Genomic DNA, 23097 nt, shown 5'->3' with positions numbered 1-23097 from the left:
CCATACCCCGCTCCTCAATCGCCGGAGGGGCTTGAAAGTGGTCGATCCGCGCTGAGGGGTATTTGGAGCCCCTGCGGCGATTGAGCAGCGGGGTCCGGGGCGGAGCCCCGTGGCGTTCGGCCTCTTGGGCGTTCGGGACGCGGAGCCCGCCTAGGGTCGGCGGATGAGTTACGCCACGTACTGCCCGGCCGACGGCACCCGCATCCCCACCGCCTCCCTCACCTGGCGCTGCCCCACCTGCCACGGCCCCCTGGACCTCGACTACCACCCCACCCCCAGCCCCCTCAAATCCCTCACGGGCCGCCCCAACTCCATGTGGCGCTACGCCGAATGCCTCCCCCTGCCCACCCCCGACTGCACCCTCGGAGAGGGCCGCACGCCCCTCGTCCCCCTCACCGACGGGGTGACCGCCAAGCTGGACCACCTCCTGCCCACCCTCTCCTTCAAGGACCGCGGCGCGGTGATGCTCGCCGCCCTCGCCGCCCGACTGCGCCCGCACCGCGTCATCGCCGACAGCAGCGGCAACGCCGGCACCGCCATCGCCGCCTACTGCGCCCGCGCCCGCCTCGCCTGCACCGTCCACGTCCCCGAGGGCACCTCCGCCAAGAAGCTGGAACAGATCCGGGCCCACGGCGCCCGCCTGGAGATCGTCCCGGGCGACCGCGAGGCCACCGCCCGCGCGGCGCGCGCCGCCGCCGACGAGGACGGCGTGTTCTACGCCAGCCACGTCTACAACCCGTACTTCCTGCACGGCACGAAGACGTACGTCCACGAGATCTGGGAGGACATGGGCGGCCGCCTCCCCGACACCCTCGTCCTCCCCGTCGGCAACGGCACCCTCCTGCTCGGCGCCGCCCTCGCCGTCGCCGAACTGCACCACGCGGGCCTCATCGACCGCCGCCCCGCCCTGCACGCCGTCCAGGCCGCCGCGGTCGCCCCGCTGGCCCGCGCCTGGCAGGCCGGAGCGGACGAGGTGGTCGTCGACCCCGCCCCGGCCCCCACCGCCGCCGAGGGCATCGCCATCCCGAACCCGCCCCGCGCCCGCCAGATCCTGCGCGCCGTCCGTGAATCGGGCGGCGCCTTCCACACGGTGACGGAGGACCAGATCCGGCACGCCCAACTCGACCTCGCCTCCCGCGGGCTGTACGTCGAGTCGACCAGCGCGGTGTGCTGGGCAGCGGTCCGCGAGGGCGGCGTCCCGGGCGGCCGTCACGCCGTCGTCCCGCTGTGCGGCGCGGGCCTCAAGTCGGGCCTCGCCCCCGCTCCCGACCCCGGAAACGGATGAGCGATCGAAGCGTGGTCCGATGTGTGAATGGCCCACTACCTGGGCAAAGTCGCTGCGTAAAGGCCCCCGACCTCGGAAGTCATCACATCGAGTGATTCTCTGGCCTTCGCTTGCACCGCTCAACCCACGGTTGCCACGCTGTTGCTGTCTGTCAATCTGATGGGGATCTGAGGGGACAACCAGTGACATTCGGTGAGCAGCCGGCGTATCTCCGGGTTGCGGGTGATCTCCGCAAGAAGATCGTCAGTGGTTCGCTGCCGCCGCACACCCGCCTCCCCTCACAGGCCAAGATCCGTGAGGAGTACGGGGTTTCGGACACGGTGGCCCTGGAGGCCCGCAAGGTCCTCATGGCGGAGGGCCTCGTCGAGGGCCGCTCGGGTTCGGGCACGTATGTGCGCGAGCTGCCCGTGCCGCGCCGCGTCTCCCGCTCCGGCTACCGGCCGAGCAGCGGCTCCACCCCGTTCCGGCAGGAGCAGGCCGACCCCGACGCGCGCGGCACCTGGGAGTCGCGCAGCGAACAGATCGAGGCGACGGCCCCGGTCGCCGAGCGGCTGGCGATCCGCGCGGGCGACCGCGTGATGCGCACCCAGTACGTGTACCGGGACGCGGGCGAGGCGATGATGCTCGCCACCTCCTGGGAGCCCCTCGCCGTGACGGGGCGCACGCCCGTGATGCTCCCGGAGGAGGGCCCTCTCGGCGGCTGCGGCGTGGTCGAGCGCATGGCGGCGATCGACGTGATCGTGGACAACGTGACGGAGGAGGTCGCCGCCCGCCCCGGCCTCGCCGAGGAACTGAGCGCGCTCGGCGGCGTGCCGGGACATGTGGTCGTCGTCATCCACCGGACGTTCTTCGCCTCGGGCCGACCTGTGGAGACGGCCGACGTGGTGGTCCCGGCGGACCGCTACCGCATCGCATACCACCTGCCGGTGAAGTGACGCGGCGCGCCCGATAGCCGGGCAGCCCCGTCCGGGCCGTGTGATCCCGAGTTAACCGCGCCCCCACTGCCGTAACAGGCAGGCAATCGAGCGCTGCGCCAACTTGTCATGTCCGGCTCCTAACTTCCTCCTCCGTACGCAGTTGGTATACCGCTGACGGAGGAACGGGTAGCCGCCATGACCGAGACCGCCGTATCGCAAGCAGACCCGGTACCCGGGTCATCCGCAGGAGGGCCCGACGGGCGGGCCCCCAAGCGCAGTTACGCCAAGCTCGCCGCCGACGAGTCCCGCGAGGACTACTCGCTGCGCTACGCCCCGCACTCCTACCGGCGCTGGTCGCCGACCATGGTGGCCTCCACGGCCCTCGGCGGCATCGCCTACCTCGCGGACTTCGCGATCGGCGCGTCCATCGTCTTCACGTACGGGTTCACCAGCGGCCTCGCCTCGATCCTGTGCGCGGCGACGATCATCTTCACCACCGGCATCCCGATCGCCCGCGCCTGCGCCAAGTACGGCCTGGACATGGACCTGATCACCCGGGGCGCCGGCTTCGGCTACTTCGGTTCGACGCTCACGTCCCTGATCTACGCCTCGTTCACCTTCATCTTCTTCGCGCTCGAAGGCTCGATCATGGCGCAGGCCATGCACGAGGTCGTCGGACTGCCGCTGCCCATCGGGTACTTGGTGACCACGCTGATCGTGATCCCCATCGTGTTCCGGGGGATGGGCGCGCTCGCGAAGGTGCAGGCGTGGACGCAGCCGATCTGGCTGATCGGCCTGGTCCTGCCGTTCGTGATCCTGCTCTTCCACTCGCCCGGCTCGTTCGGCGACTTCACGAGCTTCGGCGGCACCGAGGGCGCGGGCAGCGGCTTCTCCTGGGTCGGCTTCGGGCTCGGCACCGGTGTCGCGCTCTCGCTCATCGCGCAGATCGGCGAGCAGGCCGACTACCTGCGATTCATGCCGGCCAAGACGGAGGCGAACCGCAAGCGATGGAATCTGGCCGTTCTCGCGGCCGGTCCCGGCTGGGTGGTCATCGGCGCCGCGAAGCAGATCGGCGGCGCGCTGCTGGCCTTCGTGGCCCTGGAGGCCGTCGGCAAGACGCACGCCCTCGAACCCATCGCCCCGCAGGTCGAGGCGCTCAAGCCGTGGCTCGGCTCGGTCGCGCTGCCTGCCGCCGCCCTGTTCGTGGTGGTCTCACAGATCAAGATCAATGTCACGAACGCGTACAGCGGTTCGCTGTCCTGGTCGAACTTCTTCTCCCGTGTGACGCACCGTCACCCCGGCCGCGTCTGGTACATCTTCCTCAACCTCGCCATCGCGCTGACGCTGATGGAACTGAACATGTTCGCCGCCCTGAACAAGCTGCTGGGCTTCTACTCGAACGTGGGCATCGCCTGGATCGCGGCCGTCGCCGCCGACCTCGTCATCAACAAGCGAGTGGGCTGGAGCCCCAAGTACATCGAGTTCAAGCGGGCGTACCTGTACGCGGTGAACCCGGCCGGATTCGGCGCGATGGTGGTGGCCTCGACCGTCTCGATCATGGCGTTCTTCGGGCTCTTCGGTGAGTACGCGCAGGCCTTCTCCACGTTCATCGCCGCTGGTCTCGCGCTCGTCCTGTGCCCGCTCATCGCGTGGGCCACGCAGGGCAGGTACTACCTGGCGCGGCCGAACCCGGTGAACGGCCCGGACGTCGAGGTCGCCGACGTCACCGCCACCCACACGTGCGGCGTGTGCGAGACGGCGTACGAACTCCCGGACATCGCCGACTGCCCGGTCCAGTCCGGCCCGATCTGCTCGCTCTGCTGCTCCCTCGACGCCGAGTGCGGCGACGTCTGCACCAAGAAGCCGACGGGCGAGCCGGTGCTGATGCCGATGCCCACCGTGCGCACCGACTGAGACCACGATCCGGGGGCGGGGACCGAGGGGGCGCATCCACTGGATGCGCCCCCTCGGTCCGTCCTCCGCATGGTGGGCCGGTGGCTTGTTGCGTACCTCTTTGTGCCAATCCGTATCCGGTGCGTGAAGGTCAGGCGTAGGCTCGGGCATATGCGGATTGCGGTTTCCTCGAATCCGGGAGGCAGGGCGCGATGCGAGTCGGGATCGGGACGGCCAGGGAGGGGCGGGGCGCGATGAATGACAGCACGACCACACTTCCGTGGCTGGTCATCCGCGAGGACGACAACGGAAACCGCTACCGGGTGGGCCGTTACGCCACGAAGGCGGAGGCCCAGCGCATGGCGGACAGCCTCGACGAACACCGGGGCCACCAGCCGACGTACTGGGTGGAGCGGCTGGGTCAGGGGCGGAACGGCGCGGCGCTGTAGAGGAGCCGTAGGCTCCGGCGCATGCCTGAGTCACTGTCACCGACCGTCGTGGTCGCCGCGGCCCTGTACGACACGCAGGAGCGGCTGCTCGCCGCGCGGCGCAGCGCGCCGCCCGAGCTCGCGGGCCGCTGGGAGCTGCCCGGCGGGAAGGTCGAGCCGGGCGAGAGCCAGGAGCGCGCCCTCATCCGCGAACTGCGCGAGGAACTCGGCGTCGAGGCCGAGCCGCTCGCGCGCGTCCCCGGGGAGTGGCCCCTGAAGCCCGGTTACGTCCTGCGCGTCTGGCGCTGCCGCCTGTCCCGGGGAACCCCGCGCCCCCTGGAGGACCACGACGAACTCCGCTGGCTGACCCCCGACGAGGTGTGGTCCGTCGACTGGCTGGACCAGGACGTCCCGGCGGTGAAACAGGTGGTGACGACGGAGTAGGGGGCCGTCCCGCGGCCCCGCCGAGGGGCTTGCGCGCGCTTCCCGCGCGCCACTTCTACGCCGTCCGTGCCACGGCGTACCCCACTTCGCGATAGCACGCCGCTTCTGACGGGTATATCCCGATTAACCCTATGAAACCGGACAGCTGCCTCGCGGGCCAGGGAAGTGATCGGCGTGCTCCACACCGAAGGCGTTTGCGCCGAGTGGGCCTTTCCCGCCGACCCGTCGGCCGTCCGCAGGGCCCGCGACGAGGTGCGCACCCAGCTCGTGACCTGGGGACTCGACGAACTGGCGGACATCGCCGCGCTGCTGGTCAGCGAGCTGGTGACCAATTCCCTGCGGTACGCGTCCGGCCCCATCGGCGTCCGCGTCGGCTGCCCGCACGACCCCTCAGGCGTCCTGCTGGTCGAGGTCTCCGACCCGCTGCCCGACCCGCCCTGCGCCCGCACCGCCGACCCCGACGACGAGGGCGGCCGCGGTCTGCACCTGGTGGCGGAGGTCTCCCGGCGCTGGGGCACCCGGCCCGGCGGCCGCTCCGGCGGGAAGACGGTGTGGTTCGAACTCACCCTGCCGGTTGATGCGCCGCGCTCCGGTTAGGACCCGGCCAAGTGGGACAGACGCGGGGGTGAGGGGCGGGTGTGAGATGCCGTGTGTGGGCGCACCCGCACCCTGGGTACGCAAACAGTCGGTCCCGACGGGCCAAAAAGCGTCGGGACCATGGTGTGATCGTGAACACCGTGTTGCGCGGCTCCGTAGTGCTGGATACTGCGTGCAGCCGCCCCGGTGACCGGTGCCGGACGCGGTGAGCTGGAGGGGACGGTTCGCGTGAGCGAGATACCAGCGAAGAGCAGGGTGTCCGAGGGCCCCTCGGGCGCGGCGCCGACGCCGCGCGCGCAGCAGGCGCCGCGGAGCGCGGGCGCCCCCGACGCCGCGGGCACGGAGCGGCCGGAACCGACCCCGGAACCGGCCACCGCCGGACCCGGCCCTGTCGCGTCGGACCCGGCCGGATCGAGCCCCGCCGGAGCGGGCCCGGTCGCGTCGGACCCGGCCGTGGCGGACGCCGCCGGGCCGGGCGCGGTGGAGGAGCCCGAGGAGGAGCCCGGACGGGCCGACCTCTGGCAGGCCAGTCCGCCGGGCTCGATCTACGACTACATCAAGGTCGCCTCCTTCTCGATCGGCCCCGACGGCGCGATCGACCAGTGGAGCAGGCGGGCCGCCCGCCTCTTCGGGATCGCCGCCGCGGACGCCGTGGGCAAGGACCCCATCGAGGCCTTCGTCCCGGCCGACCTGCGCGAGCGCGGCCACCGCAAGATGGCGGAGATCCTGGACGGCCAGGAGTGGACCGGCGTCGTCCCGTTCCGGGTGCCGGAGCCGGCCCCGGACGAAGCAGAGCCGGAAGCGGAGGCGCCGAGCGGCACGGCCGGGGGCCCCACCGCCCTCGCCGAGGTCTACGTGATGCCGACGACCACCGAATCCGGCGAGCGCGCCGCGGTGTGCATCGTCGTCGACGTACGGACGCTGCGGCACATCGAGACGGACCTCGCCGCCTCGCAGGCGATTTTCGGCCAATCTCCCTTCGGTTTCCTGCTGTTCGGCACCGACCTCAAGGTCCAGCGCACCAACCGCACCCTCACCTCGGTCTTCGGCGGGCACGTCGACGACCACCGGGGCCGCACCGTCCACGACTACCTGCCGCGCCACGAGGCGGACCGGGTGCAGGGCGCGCTGCGCCGCGTCCTGGAGACCGGTGACGCCGTCACCGACATGCAGCTGGTCGGTCCCGCCCCGGAGTCCACCGAGCGGCGCCACTGGTCCATCAACCTCTACCGCGTGCACAGCGGTTCGGGCCGCCCCATCGGCGTCGCCGGGCTCGCCACCGACGTCACCCGCAGGCACGCCGCCGCCCGCGAGGCCGCGCACGCCCGCCGCAACCTGGCGCTCCTGAACGAGGCGGGCTCCCGGATCGGCAACTCGCTGGACCTGGAGACGACCGCCCGCGAACTCCTCGACGTCGTCGTCCCCGGCTTCTGCGACCTCGCCTCCGTCGACCTCTACCAGGGCCTCCTCGCGGGCGACGAGACGGCGCTGGTCCGGCACAGCCTCGCCGACGGCAGCGCCGAGCTGCGCAGGGTGGCCGCCGCGAGCGCCGTCGCCGACGTGCCGTTCCTCGACCTGGGCGGCGAGGCCCCCGTCAACGTGGGAGCGGTGCACCGCTACGCGTTCAACTCGCCCTGCGCGCAGGCCCTGCGCACCGCGCGCCCGCAGACCCTCCCCAACGAGCAGCGCGGCCTCGTGCAGTCCACGCTCGCCGTCCCGATGGTCGCGCACGACACGGTCGTCGGGCTCGTGCAGTTCTCCCGTACGAAGGGCAGCGAGCCGTTCAACGAGCGGGACCGGGCGCTCGCCGTGGAGCTGGCCGCGCGCGCCGCGGTCTGTATCGACAACGCGCGCCTGTACCGCCGCGAGCACGAGCGCGCGCTGATCCTCCAGCGCTCCCTGCTGCCGCCGGACGACCCCGAGGCGGCCGGCCTCGACATCGCCTGCCGCTACCGGCCGGGCAACGCCGCGACCGAGGTCGGCGGCGACTGGTTCGACGTCATCGAACTCCCCGGCCACCGCACGGCGTTGGTCGTAGGCGACGTCATGGGGCGCGGTCTGCGCGCCGCCGTCGCCATGGGCGAACTGCGCACCGCCGTAAGGACGTTGTCCCTGCTCGACCTCGAACCCGCCGAAGTGCTCAGCGCGCTGGACGAGATCGCCCGTGGTCTCGGCACGCCCGGCGGCCCCCAGCAGGGCACCCGGCAGGCCCGCACCGCGCGCTCCTTCGGCGGCGAGGACCTCTCCGAGGTGTACCTCGCCACCTGCGTCTACGCCGTGTACGACGCGGTGACCCGGCGCTGCACGTTCGCCAACGCCGGCCATCTGCCGCCGGTCCTCGTCGAACCCGGCGAGGGCGCGCTCATGCTCGACGTACCGCCGGGGATGCCGCTCGGGGTCGGCGGCGAACCGTTCGAGGAGGTCGAGGTGGAGCTGCCGGAGGGCGCGCTGCTCGCCCTCTACACGGACGGTCTGGTCGAGTCCCGCGACCACCCGCTGGACGAGGGCCTGTCCGCCTTCCGCGCCGCGCTCGACGACCCGTCCCCGGCCCTGGAGGACGTCTGCGACCACGTCCTCAACACCCTCGACACGCATCACGGCGAGGACGACATCGCGCTCCTCATGGCCCGCGTGCAGGGGCTGCCGAGCGAGAACGTCGGCGACTGGACGCTGCCGCGCGAGCCGAAGTCGGTGGGCCGGGCCCGTGAGTACGCGCGGACGCAGCTGACCGAATGGGACCTGGAACCGCTCGTGGACACGGCGGAGCTGCTGGTCAGCGAGCTGGTCACGAACGCGCTGCGGTACGGCGAGGGCGACATCAGGCTGCGCCTGCTGCTCGACCGCACGCTGGTGTGCGAGGTGTGGGACGCGGGTCTCGTGCAGCCGCGCCGCCGCCGGGCGCGGGACACCGACGAGGGCGGGCGCGGGCTCCAGCTCGTCGGGCTGCTCAGTGCGGCGTGGGGATCGCGCCGGACGCCGCGCGGCAAGACGGTGTGGTTCGAGCTGCCGCTGCCGGACGGGGAGTCGGGCCTGGCGGATCCGACGGAGGCGCTGCTCAGCCTGTTCTAGGAGCGGTCGGGGGTGCCGGGCGGGCCGCCGGTCACGGATGGTGACGCCGACCACATCCGCGCACCCCCCTTTGCATGACCATGCATCGTCATGCATACTCTTCCTATGTCCAAGGTCCTCACCTCCCTCCCGGCCGGCGAGCGCGTCGGCATCGCCTTCTCGGGCGGCCTCGACACGTCGGTCGCCGTCGCGTGGATGCGTGACAAGGGCGCCGTCCCGTGCACGTACACCGCCGACATCGGCCAGTACGACGAGCCCGACATCGAGGGCGTGCCCGCCCGCGCCAAGGCGTACGGCGCCGAGATCGCGCGCGCCGTCGACTGCAAGGCCGCACTGGTCGAGGAAGGTCTGGCCGCGCTGACCTGCGGCGCGTTCCACATCCGCTCGGGCGGTCGCGCGTACTTCAACACGACGCCGCTGGGCCGCGCCGTCACCGGCACGATGCTGGTGAAGGCGATGCTGGAGGACAACGTCCAGATCTGGGGCGACGGCTCGACGTACAAGGGCAACGACATCGAGCGGTTCTACCGCTACGGCCTGCTGGCCAACCCGAACCTGCGGATCTACAAGCCGTGGCTCGACGCGGACTTCGTGACCGAGCTCGGCGGCCGCCAGGAGATGTCGGAGTGGCTGGTCGAGCACGGCCTGCCGTACCGGGACTCGGCGGAGAAGGCGTACTCCACGGACGCCAACATCTGGGGTGCCACGCACGAGGCGAAGACCCTGGAGCACCTGAACGTCTCGCTGGAGACGGTCGAGCCGATCATGGGCGTCAAGTTCTGGGACCCGTCGGTGGAGATCCCCACCGAGGACGTCACCATCGGCTTCGAGCAGGGCCGCCCCGTCACGATCAACGGCAAGGAGTTCGCCTCCGCCGTCGACCTGGTGATGGAGGCCAACGCGATCGGCGGCCGCCACGGCCTGGGCATGTCCGACCAGATCGAGAACCGGATCATCGAGGCCAAGAGCCGCGGCATCTACGAGGCGCCGGGCATGGCCCTGCTCTTCGCCGCGTACGAGCGCCTGGTCAACGCGATCCACAACGAGGACACGGTCGCGCAGTACCACGCGGAGGGCCGGCGCCTCGGCCGCCTCATGTACGAGGGCCGCTGGCTGGACCCGCAGGCCCTGATGATCCGGGAGTCGCTCCAGCGCTGGGTCGGCGCGGCGATCACCGGTGAGGTCACGCTGCGCCTGCGCCGCGGCGAGGACTACACGATCCTCGACACGCAGGGCCCCGCCTTCTCGTACCACCCGGACAAGCTCTCCATGGAGCGCACCGAGGACTCGGCGTTCGGCCCGGTCGACCGGATCGGCCAGCTGACCATGCGCAACCTCGACATCGCCGACTCGCGCGGCAAGCTCGAGCAGTACGCGGGCCTCGGCCTCCTCGGCTCCGTCACCGGCGCCGCCCAGACCGCCGTGACCGGCCTCATCGGCACCATGCCGGAAGGCGGCGCCCAGGCCATCGCCTCCCGCGGCGAAACCTCCGCCGAGGACGAGGCCCTGGACCGCGCGGCCATGGAATCCGGCACGGACTGACTCCGTCGGTCGACCGCCAAGCAAAGGGGCACCCCGACAACGGGGTGCCCCTTTCGCGTGCGCCGTCGGGGTGCCCCTTTCACGTACGCCGTCGGCGTGCCCCTTTCAAGTGCGACGGCGGCGGCTGAGCCATTTCAAGCCCCTGCGGCGATTGAGCAGCGGGGTCCGGGGCGGAGCCCCGAGTCGTGTGCGGGCGGCACCGGGGGCCGCCCGGTGGCCGGGGTGGCAGGTGCCGCAAGGGGCCCCGCCCGATCAGCTCGTACCGCGGCGGCGGATTTTGTTGCCCAGCCACACCACCGGGTCGTACTTGCGGTCCGCCGCGCGTTCCTTCAGGGGGATCAGGGCGTTGTCGGTGATGTGGATGCCCTCGGGGCAGACCTCGGTGCAGCATTTGGTGATGTTGCAGTAGCCGAGGCCGTGGTCGTCCTGGGCGGTCGTCTTGCGGTCGAGGCCGGTTTCGGCGGCCGCGTCCAGGGGGTGCATGTCGAGTTCGGCGACGCGCATCAGGAAGCGGGGGCCGGCGAAGGCCGCCTTGTTGTCCTCGTGGTCACGGACGACATGGCAGGTGTCCTGGCACAGGAAGCACTCGATGCACTTGCGGAACTCCTGCGAGCGGTCCACGTCCTCCTGCATCATGCGGTACTCGCCGGGGCCCACCCCGGCGGGCGGGACGAAGGCCGGGACCTCGCGGGCCTTGCGGTAGTTGAAGCCGACGTCGGTGACGAGGTCGCGGACCACCGGGAAGGCCCGCAGCGGCGTCACCGTGATCGTGTCGGTGCGGTCGAACACCGACATGCGCGTCATGCACATCAGGCGCGGGCGGCCGTTGATCTCCGCCGAGCACGAACCGCACTTGCCCGCCTTGCAGTTCCAGCGGACCGCCAGGTCGGGGGCCTGCGTCGCCTGGAGGCGGTGGATGATGTCGAGGACCACCTCGCCGTCGTTCACCTCGACCGTGAAGTCCTCCAGACCGCCCCCGCCGACGTCGCCCCGCCACACCCGGAAGGCCGCCTCGTAGCTGCTCACTCGAAAAGCTCCTCTTCGGCCAGGTACTTCACCAGCTCCTCCTTCTCGAACAGGGCGAGCAGATCGGGGCGGATCGGTTCGGTCGTCTCACGCGTGAGGGTGATCTGGCCGCGCACCGGGTCCGTGGCCGCCAGGCCCCCCGTCGGATCCCGGAGCTGGCACAGCAGATTGGCGCGGCGCCACGTGCGGTCCATCGCCGGGTGGTCCTCGCGGGTGTGCCCGCCGCGCGACTCCGTACGCTCCAGGGCCGCCCGCGCGACGCACTCGCTGACCAGCAGCATGTTGCGCAGATCGAGCGCGAGGTGCCAGCCCGGATTGAACTGCCGGTGCCCCTCCACCCCGGCCCGCCGCGCCCGCACCCGCAGATCCGCGAGCCTGCGCAGCGCCTCCTCCATCTCCGCCTCCCGCCGGATGATGCCGACGAGGTCGTTCATCGCCTGCTGCAACTCCTGGTGCAGGGTGTACGGATTCTCCGGCGTGACGCCCTCCTCGGGCCCCTCCGCCGAGAACGGCCGCAGCGCCTCCGCCGCCGCCGTGTCGATCTGCTCGTCCGCCACCACCGGACGGGCGATGCGCGAGCGCGCGTACGACGCCGCGTGCAGCCCCGCCCGCCGCCCGAACACCAGCAGGTCGGAGAGCGAGTTCCCGCCCAGCCGGTTCGAGCCGTGCATACCGCCGGCCACCTCACCGGCCGCGTAAAGCCCTGGCACGCCGCGCGCCGCCGCCGTGTCCGAGTCGACGGCGATGCCGCCCATCACGTAGTGACAGGTCGGCCCGACCTCCATCGCCTCGGCCGTGATGTCGACGTCCGCCAGCTCCTTGAACTGGTGGTACATGGAGGGCAGCCGGCGCCGGATCGTGTCGGCGGGCATGCGCGTCGACACGTCGAGGAACACGCCCCCGTGCGGCGACCCGCGCCCCGCCTTCACCTCCGCGTTGATGGCGCGCGCCACCTCGTCGCGCGGCAGCAGTTCAGGGGGACGGCGGTTGTGGTCCGGGTCGTCGTACCAGCGGTCGCCCTCCTCCTCCGACTGCGCGTACTTCTCCTTGAACACGTCGGGGACGTAGTCGAACATGAACCGCTTGCCCTCGGAGTTGCGCAGCACCCCGCCGTCGCCGCGCACGGACTCCGTGACGAGGATCCCCTTCACCGACGGCGGCCAGACCATCCCTGTCGGGTGGAACTGCACGAACTCCATGTTGAGCAGCGGCGCGCCCGCGAGCAGCGCGAGCGCGTGCCCGTCGCCCGTGTACTCCCACGAGTTCGACGTCACCTTGAAGGACTTGCCGATGCCGCCGGTCGCGAGGACCACGCTCGGCGCCTCGATGACGAAGAAGCGGCCGCTCTCGCGTTCGTAGCAGAACGTGCCGCAGACCACGCCGTCCTCGTCCTTCAGCACGCGCGTGACCGTGCACTCCTGGAAGACCTTCAGGCCGGACTCGTAGTCGCCGGTCTCCTTGAAGTCCTGCTGCTGGAGCTGGACGATCTTCTGCTGGAGCGTCCGGATCAGCTCCAGGCCCGTGCGGTCGCCGACGTGCGCGAGCCGCGGGTACTCGTGCCCGCCGAAGTTCCGCTGCGAGATCCGCCCGTCCCCGGTGCGGTCGAACAGGGCGCCCCAGGTCTCCAACTCCCATACCCGGTCGGGGGCTTCCTGCGCGTGCAGCTCCGCCATCCGCCACTGGTTGAGGAATTTGCCGCCGCGCATCGTGTCGCGGAAGTGGACCTGCCAGCTGTCCCCGGAGTTCACGTTGCCCATGGAGGCGGCGATGCCGCCCTCCGCCATCACCGTGTGGGCCTTGCCGAACAGCGACTTGCAGATGACCGCCGTACGGGCGCCCTGCTCGCGCGCCTCGATCGCGGCCCGCAGCCCCGCCCCGCCGGCGCCCACCACGACAACATCCCACTGCTGCCGCTGCACTACTGACATCAGAAAAACCTCGGATCGTCGAAAGCACCGGACGCGACCAGGTACACGTAGAAGTCGGCGAGCGCCACGCTCACCAACGAGGCCCAGGCAAGCAGCATGTGACGGGCGTTCAGTTTCCCGACCCAGCCCCAGAGCCGATACCGCACCGGGTGTTTCGAGAAGTGCTTGAGCCGTCCGCCGACGATGTGCCGGCAGGAGTGGCAGGAGATCGTGTAGGCCCAGATCAGCACGATGTTCGCCAGGAAGACCAGCGTGCCGAGGCCCATGTGGCCCCACTCGTAGTTCTCGTCGCGGAACGCCAGCACCGTGTCGTAGGTGAGGATGCAGGCGACGAGCACGGCCGCGTAGAAGAAGTAGCGGTGGATGTTCTGGAGGATCAGCGGGAACTTCGTCTCGCCGCTGTATTTCTTGTGCGGCTCCGCCACCGCGCAGGCCGGCGGCGACGCCCAGAAGCCCCGGTAGTAGGCCTTGCGGTAGTAGTAGCAGGTCAGCCGGAAGCCGAGCGGGAAGATCAGGATGAGCAGTGCGGGGGACAGGCCCCACCAGCTGCCGAAGACCTCCCAGTTGGGGCCGCTCCGCATCGGCTCGCAGTTGTCCGCGAGGCACGGCGAGTAGAACGGTGAGACGTACGGGGCCGCGTAGTAGTCGGCGTTCGCGAAGGCCCGCCACGTCGAGTAGACGATGAAGGCGAGCAGCCCGCCCGCGGTCGCGGCCGGGGCCAGCCACCAGCGGTCGGTGCGCAGATGGGGCGCGGCGATCGCGGCACGCGTCCGCCCCCGGACGCCGGTGCCGCCTTCGGTATGGGGATCTTCGGTACTGGTGGGTTCCGTGCCGGTGGCCAACGAAGCCTCCGCTCGCAGGGACGGGGGACGGGAGTGGTGCGGTGGGGTGCGGTGCGGGTCAGGGTGCGTGCCGGTCCCGCGCGCCGAGCCCCTCGTCGTCCGAATCGGTCCACAGGGACGAGTCGTAGGGGGCGTCCGGGATCGTCACGAGATCCGGGCGGCGCGGCGTGCCCTGCGCCGCCGCCGTCTCGCGCAGCAGGGCGACGCTCTCGCGCAGATGCTCGGTGTCGGCACGTACCCGGCGCAGATCCGGGCCGCCCGCGACGCCTTCGAGCTGCGGCGCCAGGCGCCCCACGGCGCGTGCGAGATCGTCGACGCAGCGCTGAATAGCCGTCAAGTCGTCGTGCAGAGCCATGACTTGGCCTCACTTCCGCTGGTGCGGCGGAGATGCTCATGCGCCTGCGAGTGTCGCGCGTCACATTGCCGTTTGTGAAGGGATCCGTAAGGGATCCGTGCGGATTGCCGGTGTGCGCCGTGGTGCGCGCCCGCGTGTTCACGCCGTCCGGGCCGCATTCCTTTGGGCCGCACGGGTGGCTTCGGGGCGGCCCCTGGGCGTGTCGGGCGGCGGCCCCCGCCGGATCCACTTCAGTTGGCCGATAGATGTGATCAGCTCCATATACCGCCAAACGAGACAAAACCGGCCAGTCCCGGAGGTACCCGTGATGCCCCACGTCCTTAGGCGCCCAGGAGCCGCCGCACGCTCGGCCGCGTTCCTCGTGAGCGGTGCGCTCGCCGTGACCGCGCTCGCCGGCTGCGGTTCCGACGATCCGGCGGGCGAGCCCGCCGCCGCGCCCGACCTCGCGACGGCCGCCCGCTCCCAGGTCAAGGACGGCGGCACGCTGCGGTGGGCGATCGACGCCGTGCCCCAGACGCTCAACGCCTTCCAGGCGGACGCCGGCGCCGCCACCAGCCGGATCACCGGGGCCGTACTGCCCTCGCTGTTCCGCCTCGACGCGCAGGGCCGCCCGCAGGCCGACCCCGACTACCTGGAGAAGGCCGAGGTCATCAAGACCGAGCCCAAGCAGGTCGTGCTGTACAAGCTGAACCAGCAGGCGGTGTGGAGCGACGGCCGGGAGATCGGTGCCGCCGACTTCGCCGCGCAGTGGCGCGCCCTGTCCGGAAAGAACAGCGCGTACTGGACGGCCCACAACGTGGGCTACGACCGCATCGAGAAGGTCGAGCGCGGCAAGGACGACCTGGAGGTCCGGGTCACGTTCGCCAAGCCGTACGCGGACTGGCGCTCGCTGTTCTCGCCGCTGTACCCCAAGGACGTCATGGGGACCCCGGACGCCTTCAACGAGGGCGCCCGCCGCGCGCTGAAGGTGACCGCCGGACCCTTCGCGGTGGACAGGATCGACCGGAGCGGCAAGACCGTCACGCTGGACCGCAACCCCCGCTGGTGGGGCAGCCCCGCCAAGCTGGAGAAGCTCAAGCTCACCGCGGTCGCGCGGGACAAGCGGCCCGCCGCCCTCGCCGCCGGGAAACTGGACCTCGCCGACGTCGACCCCAAGGCCGCCGAGCGCATCGCGTACGCCGCCCGTGACAAGGGCGCCTCCGGCCCGCTCGCGCACGGCCCCGGCGCCGGTGCCACCTCCGGCGACGCGCTGCGCTCCTGGGCGCGCGCCCACAGCGAGGACTGGGAGGTCGCGGAGTCGGAGCTGGAGGCCCGCGCCAAGACCAAGAAGGCCGTGAAGAAGTACGCGAAGGAGCAGTCGAAGCTCGACGGCTTCGTCGTCCGCAAGTCGCTGGAGCCCGCCTACACCCAGCTCGCCCTGAACGGGTCGAGCGGCCCGCTCGCCGACGAGCGGGTGCGCCAGGCCGTGGCCCGCGCCCTCGACCGTTCGAAGCTCGCGGAAGGCGTGCTCAAGCCGCTCGGCCTGCCCGCGGGCGCCGTCGGCAGCCACCTCGCCCTGTCCGGACAGGCCGCGTACGCCGACAACAGCGACGCGCTCGGCACGCAGGACGCCGAGAAGGCGCAGGCGCTGCTCGCGGAGGCGGGCTGGGTGCGCGGCGGCCCGCTGGAGGAGAAGAAGGACAAGCCCCGGACGGCGGGCGGCACGGCCGACCGGGCCTCCGACACCTCGGCCGGTTCCGACGACGGCACGTACATCATGGGCGAGGACGACCAGAAGCCCGGCGACCCGGGCGGCGTCGCGGACGGCAAGCCCGCCGACGCCGCGCCCCCGCTGCTCGGCCCCGGCCCCCTCGCCGCCGCCCAGCACTCCGCGCTGCTGCACCAGGCCGACGCCGCGAAGGTCCGTTCCGCCGAGCACGAGCAGCGGCACTCGGGCGGGCACACCAACGACGCCAAGCAGGGCGTGGCCCCCGGCGCGTACGCCCCGAAGGGCACCCCCGCCCCCGAGCAGGCCGCGGCCAAGGACTCCGACGACGCCGGCAAGGGCGCGAAGGCGGGCGCCGCGGCCGGGCAGCTCGCCAAGGACGGCAAGCCGCTGACCCTGAACTTCGTGCTGCCGGCCGGGCCCGACGCCGAGCAGTTGCAGTCCGTGGCCGACCGGATCTCGGCCATGCTGGAGAAGATCGGCGTGCGCACCGACGTCACGAAGGTCGACGACGCGGACTACTTCAAGGACCACATCGCGGCGGGCGACTACGACCTGGCGCTGTACTCCTGGCCCGGCTCCGCCTACCCCGCCACCGACGGCCGCCCGATCTACGCCAAGCCGGTCCCGGCCGCCGACGGTTCGCTCACGGTCGAGCAGAACTACACGCGGGTCGGCACCGACCACATCGACCAGCTCTTCGAGCAGGCCGCCGGCGAGCTCGACGAGGAGAAGGCGCGCTCGCTGGTGCGGCAGGCCGACGAACGCATCTGGGCCGCAGCAGGATCGATTCCTCTCTATCAGCGCCCCGAGCTGGTGGCCGCGAAGGCGAACCTGGTGAACGCCGGGGCGTTCGGCTTCCAGCAGCCGTCCTACGAGGACATCGGCTTCCTCAAGCCGGGTGCCAAGGCCCACGGCGCACCCGCGAAGGATGCCGGCTGACCTGCGGTTTCACGGAGCGGGCCGCCGCCTTCCCGGCGGCCCGCACGGCCCGGCTGAGCCGGCCGTCGTCGAGCCACGTACCATGGGGTGAGGCCGTGGCGTGTCCAGCCCGGCAGGGCGTGCGTACCAAAGATGTACGTGCAGCCGACCCTTCACTCCGGGAGTACGCCGCAATATGGCCACGCGCCACGACATCCGTAACGTCGCCATCGTCGCCCACGTCGACCACGGCAAGACGACCATCGTCGACGCCATGCTCAAGCAGGCCGGTTCCTTCGCCGCGCACGCTGCCGAGTCCCTCGACGACCGCATGATGGACTCGAACGACCTGGAGCGTGAGAAGGGCATCACGATCCTGGCCAAGAACACGGCCGTCAAGTACCACCCGAAGGATGGCGGCGACGTCATCACGATCAACATCATCGACACCCCGGGCCACGCCGACTTCGGTGGCGAGGTCGAGCGCGGTCTGTCGATGGTGGACGCGGTGGTCCTGCTCGTGGACGCCTCCGAGGGCCCGCTCCCGCAGACCCGTTTCGTGCTGCGCAAGGCGCTCCAGCAGCGCCTCCCGGTCATCCTGTGCATCAACAAGACGGACCGGCCCGACTCGCGCATCGACGAGGTCGTCAACGAGACGTACGACCTCTTCCTCGACCTGGACGCCGACGAGGACCAGATCGAGTTCCCGATCGTCTACGCCTGCGGCCGCGACGGCGTCGCCTCGCTGACCAAGCCGGAGGACGGCACGGTCCCGGCGGACTCCACCAACCTGGAGCCGTTCTTCTCCACGATCCTGGAGCACGTCCCGGCCCCGACGTACGACGAGGACGCGCCGCTCCAGGCCCACGTCACCAACCTCGACGCCGACAACTTCCTCGGCCGTATCGCGCTGCTCCGCGTCGAGCAGGGCGAGCTGCGCAAGGGCCAGACCGTGGCCTGGATCAAGCGCGACGGCACGGTCTCGAACGTGCGCATCACCGAGCTGCTGATGACCGAGGCGCTCACCCGCAAGCCCGCCGAGAAGGCGGGTCCGGGTGACATCTGCGCGGTCGCCGGCATCCCCGAGATCATGATCGGCGAGACCCTGGCCGACCCGGAGAACCCGGTCGCCCTGCCGCTGATCACGGTGGACCAGCCCGCGATCTCCATGACCATCGGTACGAACACCTCGCCGCTGGTCGGCCGTGGTGGTGGCGGCAAGGGCGCCGACGCGAAGTCGAGCGTCAAGGACCGCAAGGTCACCGCCCGCCAGGTCAAGGACCGCCTCGACCGCGAGCTGATCGGTAACGTCTCGCTGCGCGTCCTCGACACCGAGCGCCCCGACGCCTGGGAGGTGCAGGGCCGCGGTGAGCTGGCGCTGGCCATCCTCGTCGAGCAGATGCGCCGCGAGGGCTTCGAGCTGACGATCGGCAAGCCGCAGGTCGTCACCAAGGAGATCGACGGCAAGGTCCACGAGCCGGTCGAGCGCCTCACGGTGGACGTCCCCGAGGAGCACATGGGCGCCGTCACGCAGCTCATGGGCGTCCGCAAGGGCCGCATGGACAACATGTCGAACCACGGCTCCGGCTGGGTCCGCATGGAGTTCGTCGTCCCGTCCCGCGGCCTCATCGGTTTCCGTACGGAGTTCCTGACGAACACCCGCGGCACGGGCATCGCCCACTCCATCCACGAGGGCCACGAGCCGTGGTTCGGCACGCTGACGACCCGTAACAACGGTTCGCTCGTCGCCGACCGCGCCGGTTCGGTCACCCCCTTCGCGATGATCAACCTCCAGGAGCGCGGTGTGCTGTTCACCGAGCCCGGCACCGAGGTGTACGAGGGCATGATCGTCGGTGAGAACTCGCGCGCCGACGACATGGACGTGAACATCACCAAGGAGAAGAAGCTCACCAACATGCGTGCGGCGTCCGCGGACTCGACGGAGAACGTCGTCCCGGCCCGCAAGCTGTCCCTGGAGCAGTCCCTGGAGTTCTGCCGCGACGACGAGTGCGTCGAGGTGACCCCGGAGGCCGTCCGCATCCGCAAGGTCGTCCTGGACCAGAAGGAGCGCGGCCGCACGGCTTCGCGCGCCAAGCACAACTGACCTGACGGCAGTCGGGCCCGGCACCCCCTTCGGGGGGCGCCGGGCCCTTTGCGTTCCGGTAAGTGGTACAGCAGCCCCGTACACCTTGCGCAACTCGATTTCGTCCGCGAACAGTTCGATAGTCGGTGCGTGATGACCGTTAGGTATGTAACGCGTCCGTTTCGCGTCCATCTATCTCGGATCGATTTGTCCAGATTTTGGAAGATGTACACATCAGATGTGATCGAACCGAGACCCGAAGGGTGTGGTCGCCAGGTGGCCCATGGCTAATAGTTATCCGCGTAGAGCTCGGGTCAATGGGTCACGCGCAGTGGGGAGCGCCGACTCACGAGCACACTGGGGCACCGGACTGCCGGCCGTCAGGGGTGGCGGCGGCGTCGAGGAGTGCCCACTTCTGCAGTGACAAGTGGACTCATGAGGAGGAACCCATGCGTGGTGCCAAGAGCGCCAAGTGGGTCGCGGCGGCCGCAGTTATAGCCCTCGGTGCGACGGCCTGTGGTGGCGGCGGCGACAGCGGCAACGACAACGCCAACCGGGAGATCGACCCGAACGGCATCGTCACGTACGCCAACGGTGAGCCGCAGAACCCGCTGCAGCCCGCCAACACGATGGAGGCGTACGGCTCCGTCACCATCGAGGCGATCTTCGCCGGTCTTGTCGACTACGACGACAAGGGCGAGATCACCATGACCAACGCCGAGTCGGTCACGCCCGACAAGGACAACAAGGTCTGGACGGTCAAGCTCAAGCCGGGCTGGAAGTTCCACAACGGCGAGACGGTCACCTCCAAGTCCTTCGTGGACGCCTGGAACTGGGCCGCCAACGTCAAGAACAACCAGGTCAACTCCTCCTGGTTCTCGGACATCGAGGGTTACGCCGATGTCCACCCCGAGAAGGGCAAGGCCAAGAAGGACACCATGTCCGGCCTGAAGGTCGTGGACGACAACACGTTCACGATCACCCTGACCGACGGTGTCCCGTACTTCCACTACAAGCTGGCCTACCCGGTCTTCTCGCCGCTGCCCAGCGGCTTCTTCAAGGACCCGAAGGGCTACGGCGAGAAGCCGGTCGGCAACGGCGCCTACAAGTTCAAGTCCTGGGAGCACAAGAAGTCGATCCAGCTCACGCGGAACGACGACTACAAGGGCCCGGACAAGGCGAAGAACGGCGGCCTGAACCTCAAGGCGTACACGTCGGACACCGCCGCGTACAACGACCTGGTGTCGAACAACGTCGACTCCATGCCGATCGTCCCGAACTCCGAGCTCGCGAACTACAAGCAGGACCTCGGCGACCGCGCGATCGAGCAGGACTACGCGGCGATCAACACGATCAACCCCGCGTTCTACGCCAAGGGCCTCAAGGACATCGACGTGAAGGTCCTCCAGGGCCTGTCGATGGCGATCGACCGCGACACCATCAACAAGACCGTCTTCTACAACACGCGCGAGTCCGCGACCGGTTGGGTCGCCAAGGGCGTGCTGGGCTACCAGAAGGACGCCTGCGGCGAGTACTGCAAGTACAACCCGAGCAAGGCGAAGGAGCTCATCAAGGAAGGCGGCGGCGTTCCGGGCAACAAGATCTCGATCCAGTACAACGCCGACCAGCCGCACAAGGACTGGGTCGTCGCGGTCTGCAACTCGATCAAGAAGGCCACGGGCGTCGAGTGCGAGGGTGACGCCAAGACGGACTTCCAGGCCGACCTGAAGGTGCGCGACGCCAAGCAGGTCAAGTCCTTCTACCGGTCGGGCTGGGTGCTCGACTACCCGTTCAACGGCAACTTCCTGCGTGACCTCTACGGCACCGGTGTCGCCGGCAACAAGGGCGACTTCTCGGACAAGAACTTCGACGCTCTGGTGAAGAAGGCCGACGCCGCCCAGACCGTCGACGAGTCCGCGAAGCTGTACCAGGAGGCCGAGAAGGAGCTGCAGAACAGCTTCCCGGGCATCCCGCTCTGGTACAACCGCACGATTTCCGGGCACTCCGAGAACGTCAAGAACATGACGTTCGGCCAGGACGGCGACCCGAACTTCAACGACGTCGAGGTCTACAAGAAGTAATCCAGCCGGGGCAGTTGACCCGTGGTGCAGGCCGGCGATCCCGGTCTGCACCACGGGCTGCTCCGCTATGGACGGAGGCACCATGGGGCGCTATGTCGCGAGGCGACTGCTCCAGATGATCCCGGTCTTTCTCGGGACAACCATTCTGATCTTCCTGATGGTGAACGTGCTGCCGGGCGACCCGGTGGCCGCACTGTGGGGCGACAAGCCGCCGGACCCGGCGCAGATGGCCAAGATCAAGCACGATCTCGGTCTCGACCTGCCGCTGTGGCAGCAGTATCTGCACTATCTCGGCAACCTGCTGCACGGTGAGTTCGGCGTGACGATCGCGGGCAACCGCCCCGTGATCGACGAGATGGCGGCCGCTTTCCCGGTCTCCATCCGTCTTGCGCTGATGGCGTTCACCTTCGAGATGGTCGTCGGCATTTTCCTCGGCGTGCTCGCCGGCATCCGCCGCGGCAAGCTGATCGACACCAGCGTCACCGTCTTCACGCTCCTGGTGATCTCCGTACCCGTCTTCGTGCTCGGCCTGCTCGGCCAGCAGATCATCGGTACGCAGCTGGGCTGGGTCACGCCCAACGTCCAGGACTCCATGAACATGGGGCAGTTGCTGCTGCCGGCGCTCGTGCTCGGCTCGCTCTCGCTGGCGTACATCGCGCGGCTCACCCGCACCTCGATCGCCGAGAACTCGCGCGCCGACTACATCCGCACGGCCGTCGCCAAGGGGCTTCCGCAGCGTCGGGTGGTCTCCATGCACCTGCTGCGCAACTCCCTCATCCCGGTGGTCACCTACCTCGGCACCGACATCGGCGCGCTGATGGCGGGCGCCGTCGTCACCGAGGGCATCTTCAACGTGCAGGGCGTGGGCAATCTCCTCTACGAGGCGCTCGCCCGTCGTGAGGGCAGCATCATCGTCGGCGTGGTGACGGTCTTCGTCTTGATCTACCTCGTCGCGAACCTGCTCGTCGACCTGCTCTACGCGGTGCTGGACCCGAGGATTCGTTATGCCTGAGAACACCGTGAAGACGCAGAAGAACGACGCCGCTGCGGTCGTCGAGGAGCCCAAGGGCGTCGTCGGCCCCACCGTCGCCGAGGCCGGTCCGGCCCCGGAGAAGCCGCGTTCGCTCGCCGCCGACGCCTGGGCGGATCTCATTCGCCGCCCGCTGTTCCTGATCTCCTCCGTGCTGATCCTGTTCCTGCTGGTGATGGCGGTCTTCCCGTCGTTGTTCAGCAGCACGGACCCGACGGCCGGCGATCTGAGCAAGCACTTCCTGGACAGGCCGAAGCTCGGCAGCCTCTTCCAGCCGGACTGGTTCGGCTACGACGCGCAGGGGCGCTCCATCTACTCCCGTGTCGTCTACGGCACCCGAGTGTCGATCATGGTCGGCGTCGGCGTGACCGTGCTGACCACGGTGTTCGGTGGTCTGCTCGGCATGCTCGCCGGCTACTTCGGCGGGTTCTGGGACACGGCCCTGTCGCGGATCACCGACGTGTTCTTCGGCATCCCGTTCATCCTCGGCGCGATGGTCGTCCTCAACGCCTTCGCCGACCGCACCGTCTGGACCGTGATCGGGGCCCTCGCCTTCCTCGGCTGGACCACCCTCGCGCGCGTCATGCGCGGCGCGGTGATCACCGCCAAGCACGCGGACTACGTCATGGCGGCCAAGGCACTCGGAGCGAGCACCGGCCGGATCCTGCGCAAGCACATCCTGCCGAACGCGATCGCCCCGGTGATCGTCGTGGCGACCATCCAGCTGGGTGTCGTCATCGTCGCCGAGTCCACCCTGTCGTACCTCGGTCTGGGCCTCGGCACCAACGACGTATCGTGGGGTGCGGACATCTCGGACGCCGTGAAGTCCATCCGGAACGCGCCGCACATCCTGTTCTTCCCGGCAGGCGCGCTCAGCCTGACGGTGCTCGCGTTCATCATGCTCGGCGACGCAGTGCGCGAAGCCCTCGACCCCAAGCTGCGCTGAGGGAG

17 protein-coding genes are annotated in these 23097 nt (G+C 70.0%); 13 read left to right on the top strand and 4 right to left on the bottom strand.

What is annotated here, in order from left to right; genetic code table 11:
* The first annotated feature begins 163 nt into the window (after positions 1-163).
* The 8 genes from ACYBSK_RS32165 to argG all read left to right on the top strand — a co-directional run bounded on the left by ACYBSK_RS32165 (position 164) and on the right by argG (position 10175).
* A complete protein-coding gene (locus ACYBSK_RS32165) occupies positions 164-1285 on the top strand; it encodes a pyridoxal-phosphate dependent enzyme (protein ID WP_460244201.1) in 1122 nt (373 codons plus the stop codon).
* A gap of 182 nt (positions 1286-1467) precedes the next feature.
* On the top strand, positions 1468-2220 hold the full coding sequence (locus ACYBSK_RS32160; protein WP_457480770.1) for a GntR family transcriptional regulator: 753 nt from the start codon (positions 1468-1470) through the stop codon (positions 2218-2220).
* 177 nt (positions 2221-2397) lie between these two features.
* Positions 2398-4116 carry a purine-cytosine permease family protein gene (locus tag ACYBSK_RS32155; RefSeq protein WP_460244200.1) on the top strand — a complete coding sequence of 573 codons (1719 nt, stop codon included), beginning with the start codon at positions 2398-2400 and terminating at the stop codon, positions 4114-4116.
* Between the two features lie 233 nt (positions 4117-4349).
* Entirely contained in the window at positions 4350-4544 is a 195-nt protein-coding gene (locus ACYBSK_RS32150; RefSeq protein WP_460244199.1) for an SPOR domain-containing protein, read from the top strand.
* 21 nt (positions 4545-4565) lie between these two features.
* Positions 4566-4967 (top strand): (deoxy)nucleoside triphosphate pyrophosphohydrolase, encoded by a 402-nt coding sequence (locus ACYBSK_RS32145; RefSeq protein ID WP_460244198.1) that lies wholly within the window; start codon positions 4566-4568, stop codon positions 4965-4967.
* A 165-nt stretch (positions 4968-5132) separates the two neighbouring features.
* Positions 5133-5564, top strand: a complete 432-nt coding sequence (locus ACYBSK_RS32140) for an ATP-binding protein (RefSeq protein ID WP_460244197.1) — start codon at positions 5133-5135, stop codon at positions 5562-5564.
* 186 nt (positions 5565-5750) lie between these two features.
* Positions 5751-8633 (top strand): SpoIIE family protein phosphatase, encoded by a 2883-nt coding sequence (locus ACYBSK_RS32135; protein ID WP_460244196.1) that lies wholly within the window; start codon positions 5751-5753, stop codon positions 8631-8633.
* A gap of 105 nt (positions 8634-8738) precedes the next feature.
* Positions 8739-10175 carry an argininosuccinate synthase gene (gene argG, locus ACYBSK_RS32130; protein ID WP_457480764.1) on the top strand — a complete coding sequence of 479 codons (1437 nt, stop codon included), beginning with the start codon at positions 8739-8741 and terminating at the stop codon, positions 10173-10175.
* A gap of 252 nt (positions 10176-10427) precedes the next feature.
* Here argG and ACYBSK_RS32125 read toward each other — a convergent pair whose 3' ends face one another.
* From ACYBSK_RS32125 to ACYBSK_RS32110, 4 genes are read right to left on the bottom strand one after another with little or no spacing between them, the layout of a single operon-like run.
* Complete coding sequence (locus tag ACYBSK_RS32125; protein WP_460244195.1) at positions 10428-11201, bottom strand: succinate dehydrogenase/fumarate reductase iron-sulfur subunit; 774 nt, start codon at positions 11199-11201, stop codon at positions 10428-10430.
* Entirely contained in the window at positions 11198-13129 is a 1932-nt protein-coding gene (locus ACYBSK_RS32120; protein WP_460244194.1) for a fumarate reductase/succinate dehydrogenase flavoprotein subunit, read from the bottom strand. Before ACYBSK_RS32120 ends, ACYBSK_RS32125 begins: the two co-directional genes overlap by 4 nt.
* Entirely contained in the window at positions 13129-13971 is an 843-nt protein-coding gene (locus tag ACYBSK_RS32115; RefSeq protein WP_460244193.1) for a hypothetical protein, read from the bottom strand. The genes ACYBSK_RS32120 and ACYBSK_RS32115 overlap by 1 nt, the downstream gene beginning before the upstream one ends.
* A gap of 58 nt (positions 13972-14029) precedes the next feature.
* Positions 14030-14326: a hypothetical protein gene (locus ACYBSK_RS32110; RefSeq protein ID WP_460244192.1), complete on the bottom strand. Its 297-nt coding sequence runs from the start codon at positions 14324-14326 to the stop codon at positions 14030-14032.
* Positions 14327-14633: 307 nt separating this feature from the next.
* Between ACYBSK_RS32110 and ACYBSK_RS32105 the strand changes: the two genes are divergently transcribed.
* The 5 genes from ACYBSK_RS32105 (at position 14634) to ACYBSK_RS32085 (ending at position 23092) form a co-directional block, all read left to right on the top strand.
* Positions 14634-16973, top strand: a complete 2340-nt coding sequence (locus tag ACYBSK_RS32105) for an ABC transporter family substrate-binding protein (RefSeq protein ID WP_460244191.1) — start codon at positions 14634-14636, stop codon at positions 16971-16973.
* A 175-nt stretch (positions 16974-17148) separates the two neighbouring features.
* Positions 17149-19056, top strand: a complete 1908-nt coding sequence (typA, locus tag ACYBSK_RS32100) for a translational GTPase TypA (protein ID WP_457480757.1) — start codon at positions 17149-17151, stop codon at positions 19054-19056.
* 428 nt (positions 19057-19484) lie between these two features.
* Positions 19485-21116: a peptide ABC transporter substrate-binding protein gene (locus ACYBSK_RS32095; RefSeq protein WP_457480756.1), complete on the top strand. Its 1632-nt coding sequence runs from the start codon at positions 19485-19487 to the stop codon at positions 21114-21116.
* Positions 21117-21198: 82 nt separating this feature from the next.
* Positions 21199-22128: an ABC transporter permease gene (locus tag ACYBSK_RS32090; protein WP_457480755.1), complete on the top strand. Its 930-nt coding sequence runs from the start codon at positions 21199-21201 to the stop codon at positions 22126-22128.
* The gene (locus ACYBSK_RS32085; RefSeq protein ID WP_457480754.1) at positions 22121-23092 is read left to right on the top strand and encodes an ABC transporter permease; all 972 of its coding nucleotides are present in this window, start codon (positions 22121-22123) and stop codon (positions 23090-23092) included. The genes ACYBSK_RS32090 and ACYBSK_RS32085 overlap by 8 nt, the downstream gene beginning before the upstream one ends.
* The last annotated feature ends 5 nt before the right edge of the window (positions 23093-23097 follow it).

This window comes from Streptomyces sp. BYX5S (assembly GCF_054724165.1).
The sequence above is the reverse complement of the archived record's forward strand: the minus strand, read 5'-3'. Positions and strand labels throughout refer to the sequence as shown.

Excerpts from the sequence above, each read along its gene's own strand:
- ACYBSK_RS32155 (WP_460244200.1), top strand. The coding sequence starts at position 2,398 with ATGACCGAGACCGCCGTATCGCAAGCAGACCCGGTACCCGGGTCATCC.
- ACYBSK_RS32120 (WP_460244194.1), bottom strand. The coding sequence starts at position 13,129 with ATGTCAGTAGTGCAGCGGCAGCAGTGGGATGTTGTCGTGGTGGGCGCC.
- ACYBSK_RS32105 (WP_460244191.1), top strand. The coding sequence starts at position 14,634 with ATGCCCCACGTCCTTAGGCGCCCAGGAGCCGCCGCACGCTCGGCCGCG.
- ACYBSK_RS32085 (WP_457480754.1), top strand. The coding sequence starts at position 22,121 with ATGCCTGAGAACACCGTGAAGACGCAGAAGAACGACGCCGCTGCGGTC.
- ACYBSK_RS32090 (WP_457480755.1), top strand. The coding sequence starts at position 21,199 with ATGGGGCGCTATGTCGCGAGGCGACTGCTCCAGATGATCCCGGTCTTT.
- ACYBSK_RS32110 (WP_460244192.1), bottom strand. The coding sequence starts at position 14,326 with ATGGCTCTGCACGACGACTTGACGGCTATTCAGCGCTGCGTCGACGAT.
- argG (WP_457480764.1), top strand. The coding sequence starts at position 8,739 with ATGTCCAAGGTCCTCACCTCCCTCCCGGCCGGCGAGCGCGTCGGCATC.
- typA (WP_457480757.1), top strand. The coding sequence starts at position 17,149 with ATGGCCACGCGCCACGACATCCGTAACGTCGCCATCGTCGCCCACGTC.
- ACYBSK_RS32150 (WP_460244199.1), top strand. The coding sequence starts at position 4,350 with ATGAATGACAGCACGACCACACTTCCGTGGCTGGTCATCCGCGAGGAC.
- ACYBSK_RS32165 (WP_460244201.1), top strand. The coding sequence starts at position 164 with ATGAGTTACGCCACGTACTGCCCGGCCGACGGCACCCGCATCCCCACC.
- ACYBSK_RS32145 (WP_460244198.1), top strand. The coding sequence starts at position 4,566 with ATGCCTGAGTCACTGTCACCGACCGTCGTGGTCGCCGCGGCCCTGTAC.
- ACYBSK_RS32095 (WP_457480756.1), top strand. The coding sequence starts at position 19,485 with ATGCGTGGTGCCAAGAGCGCCAAGTGGGTCGCGGCGGCCGCAGTTATA.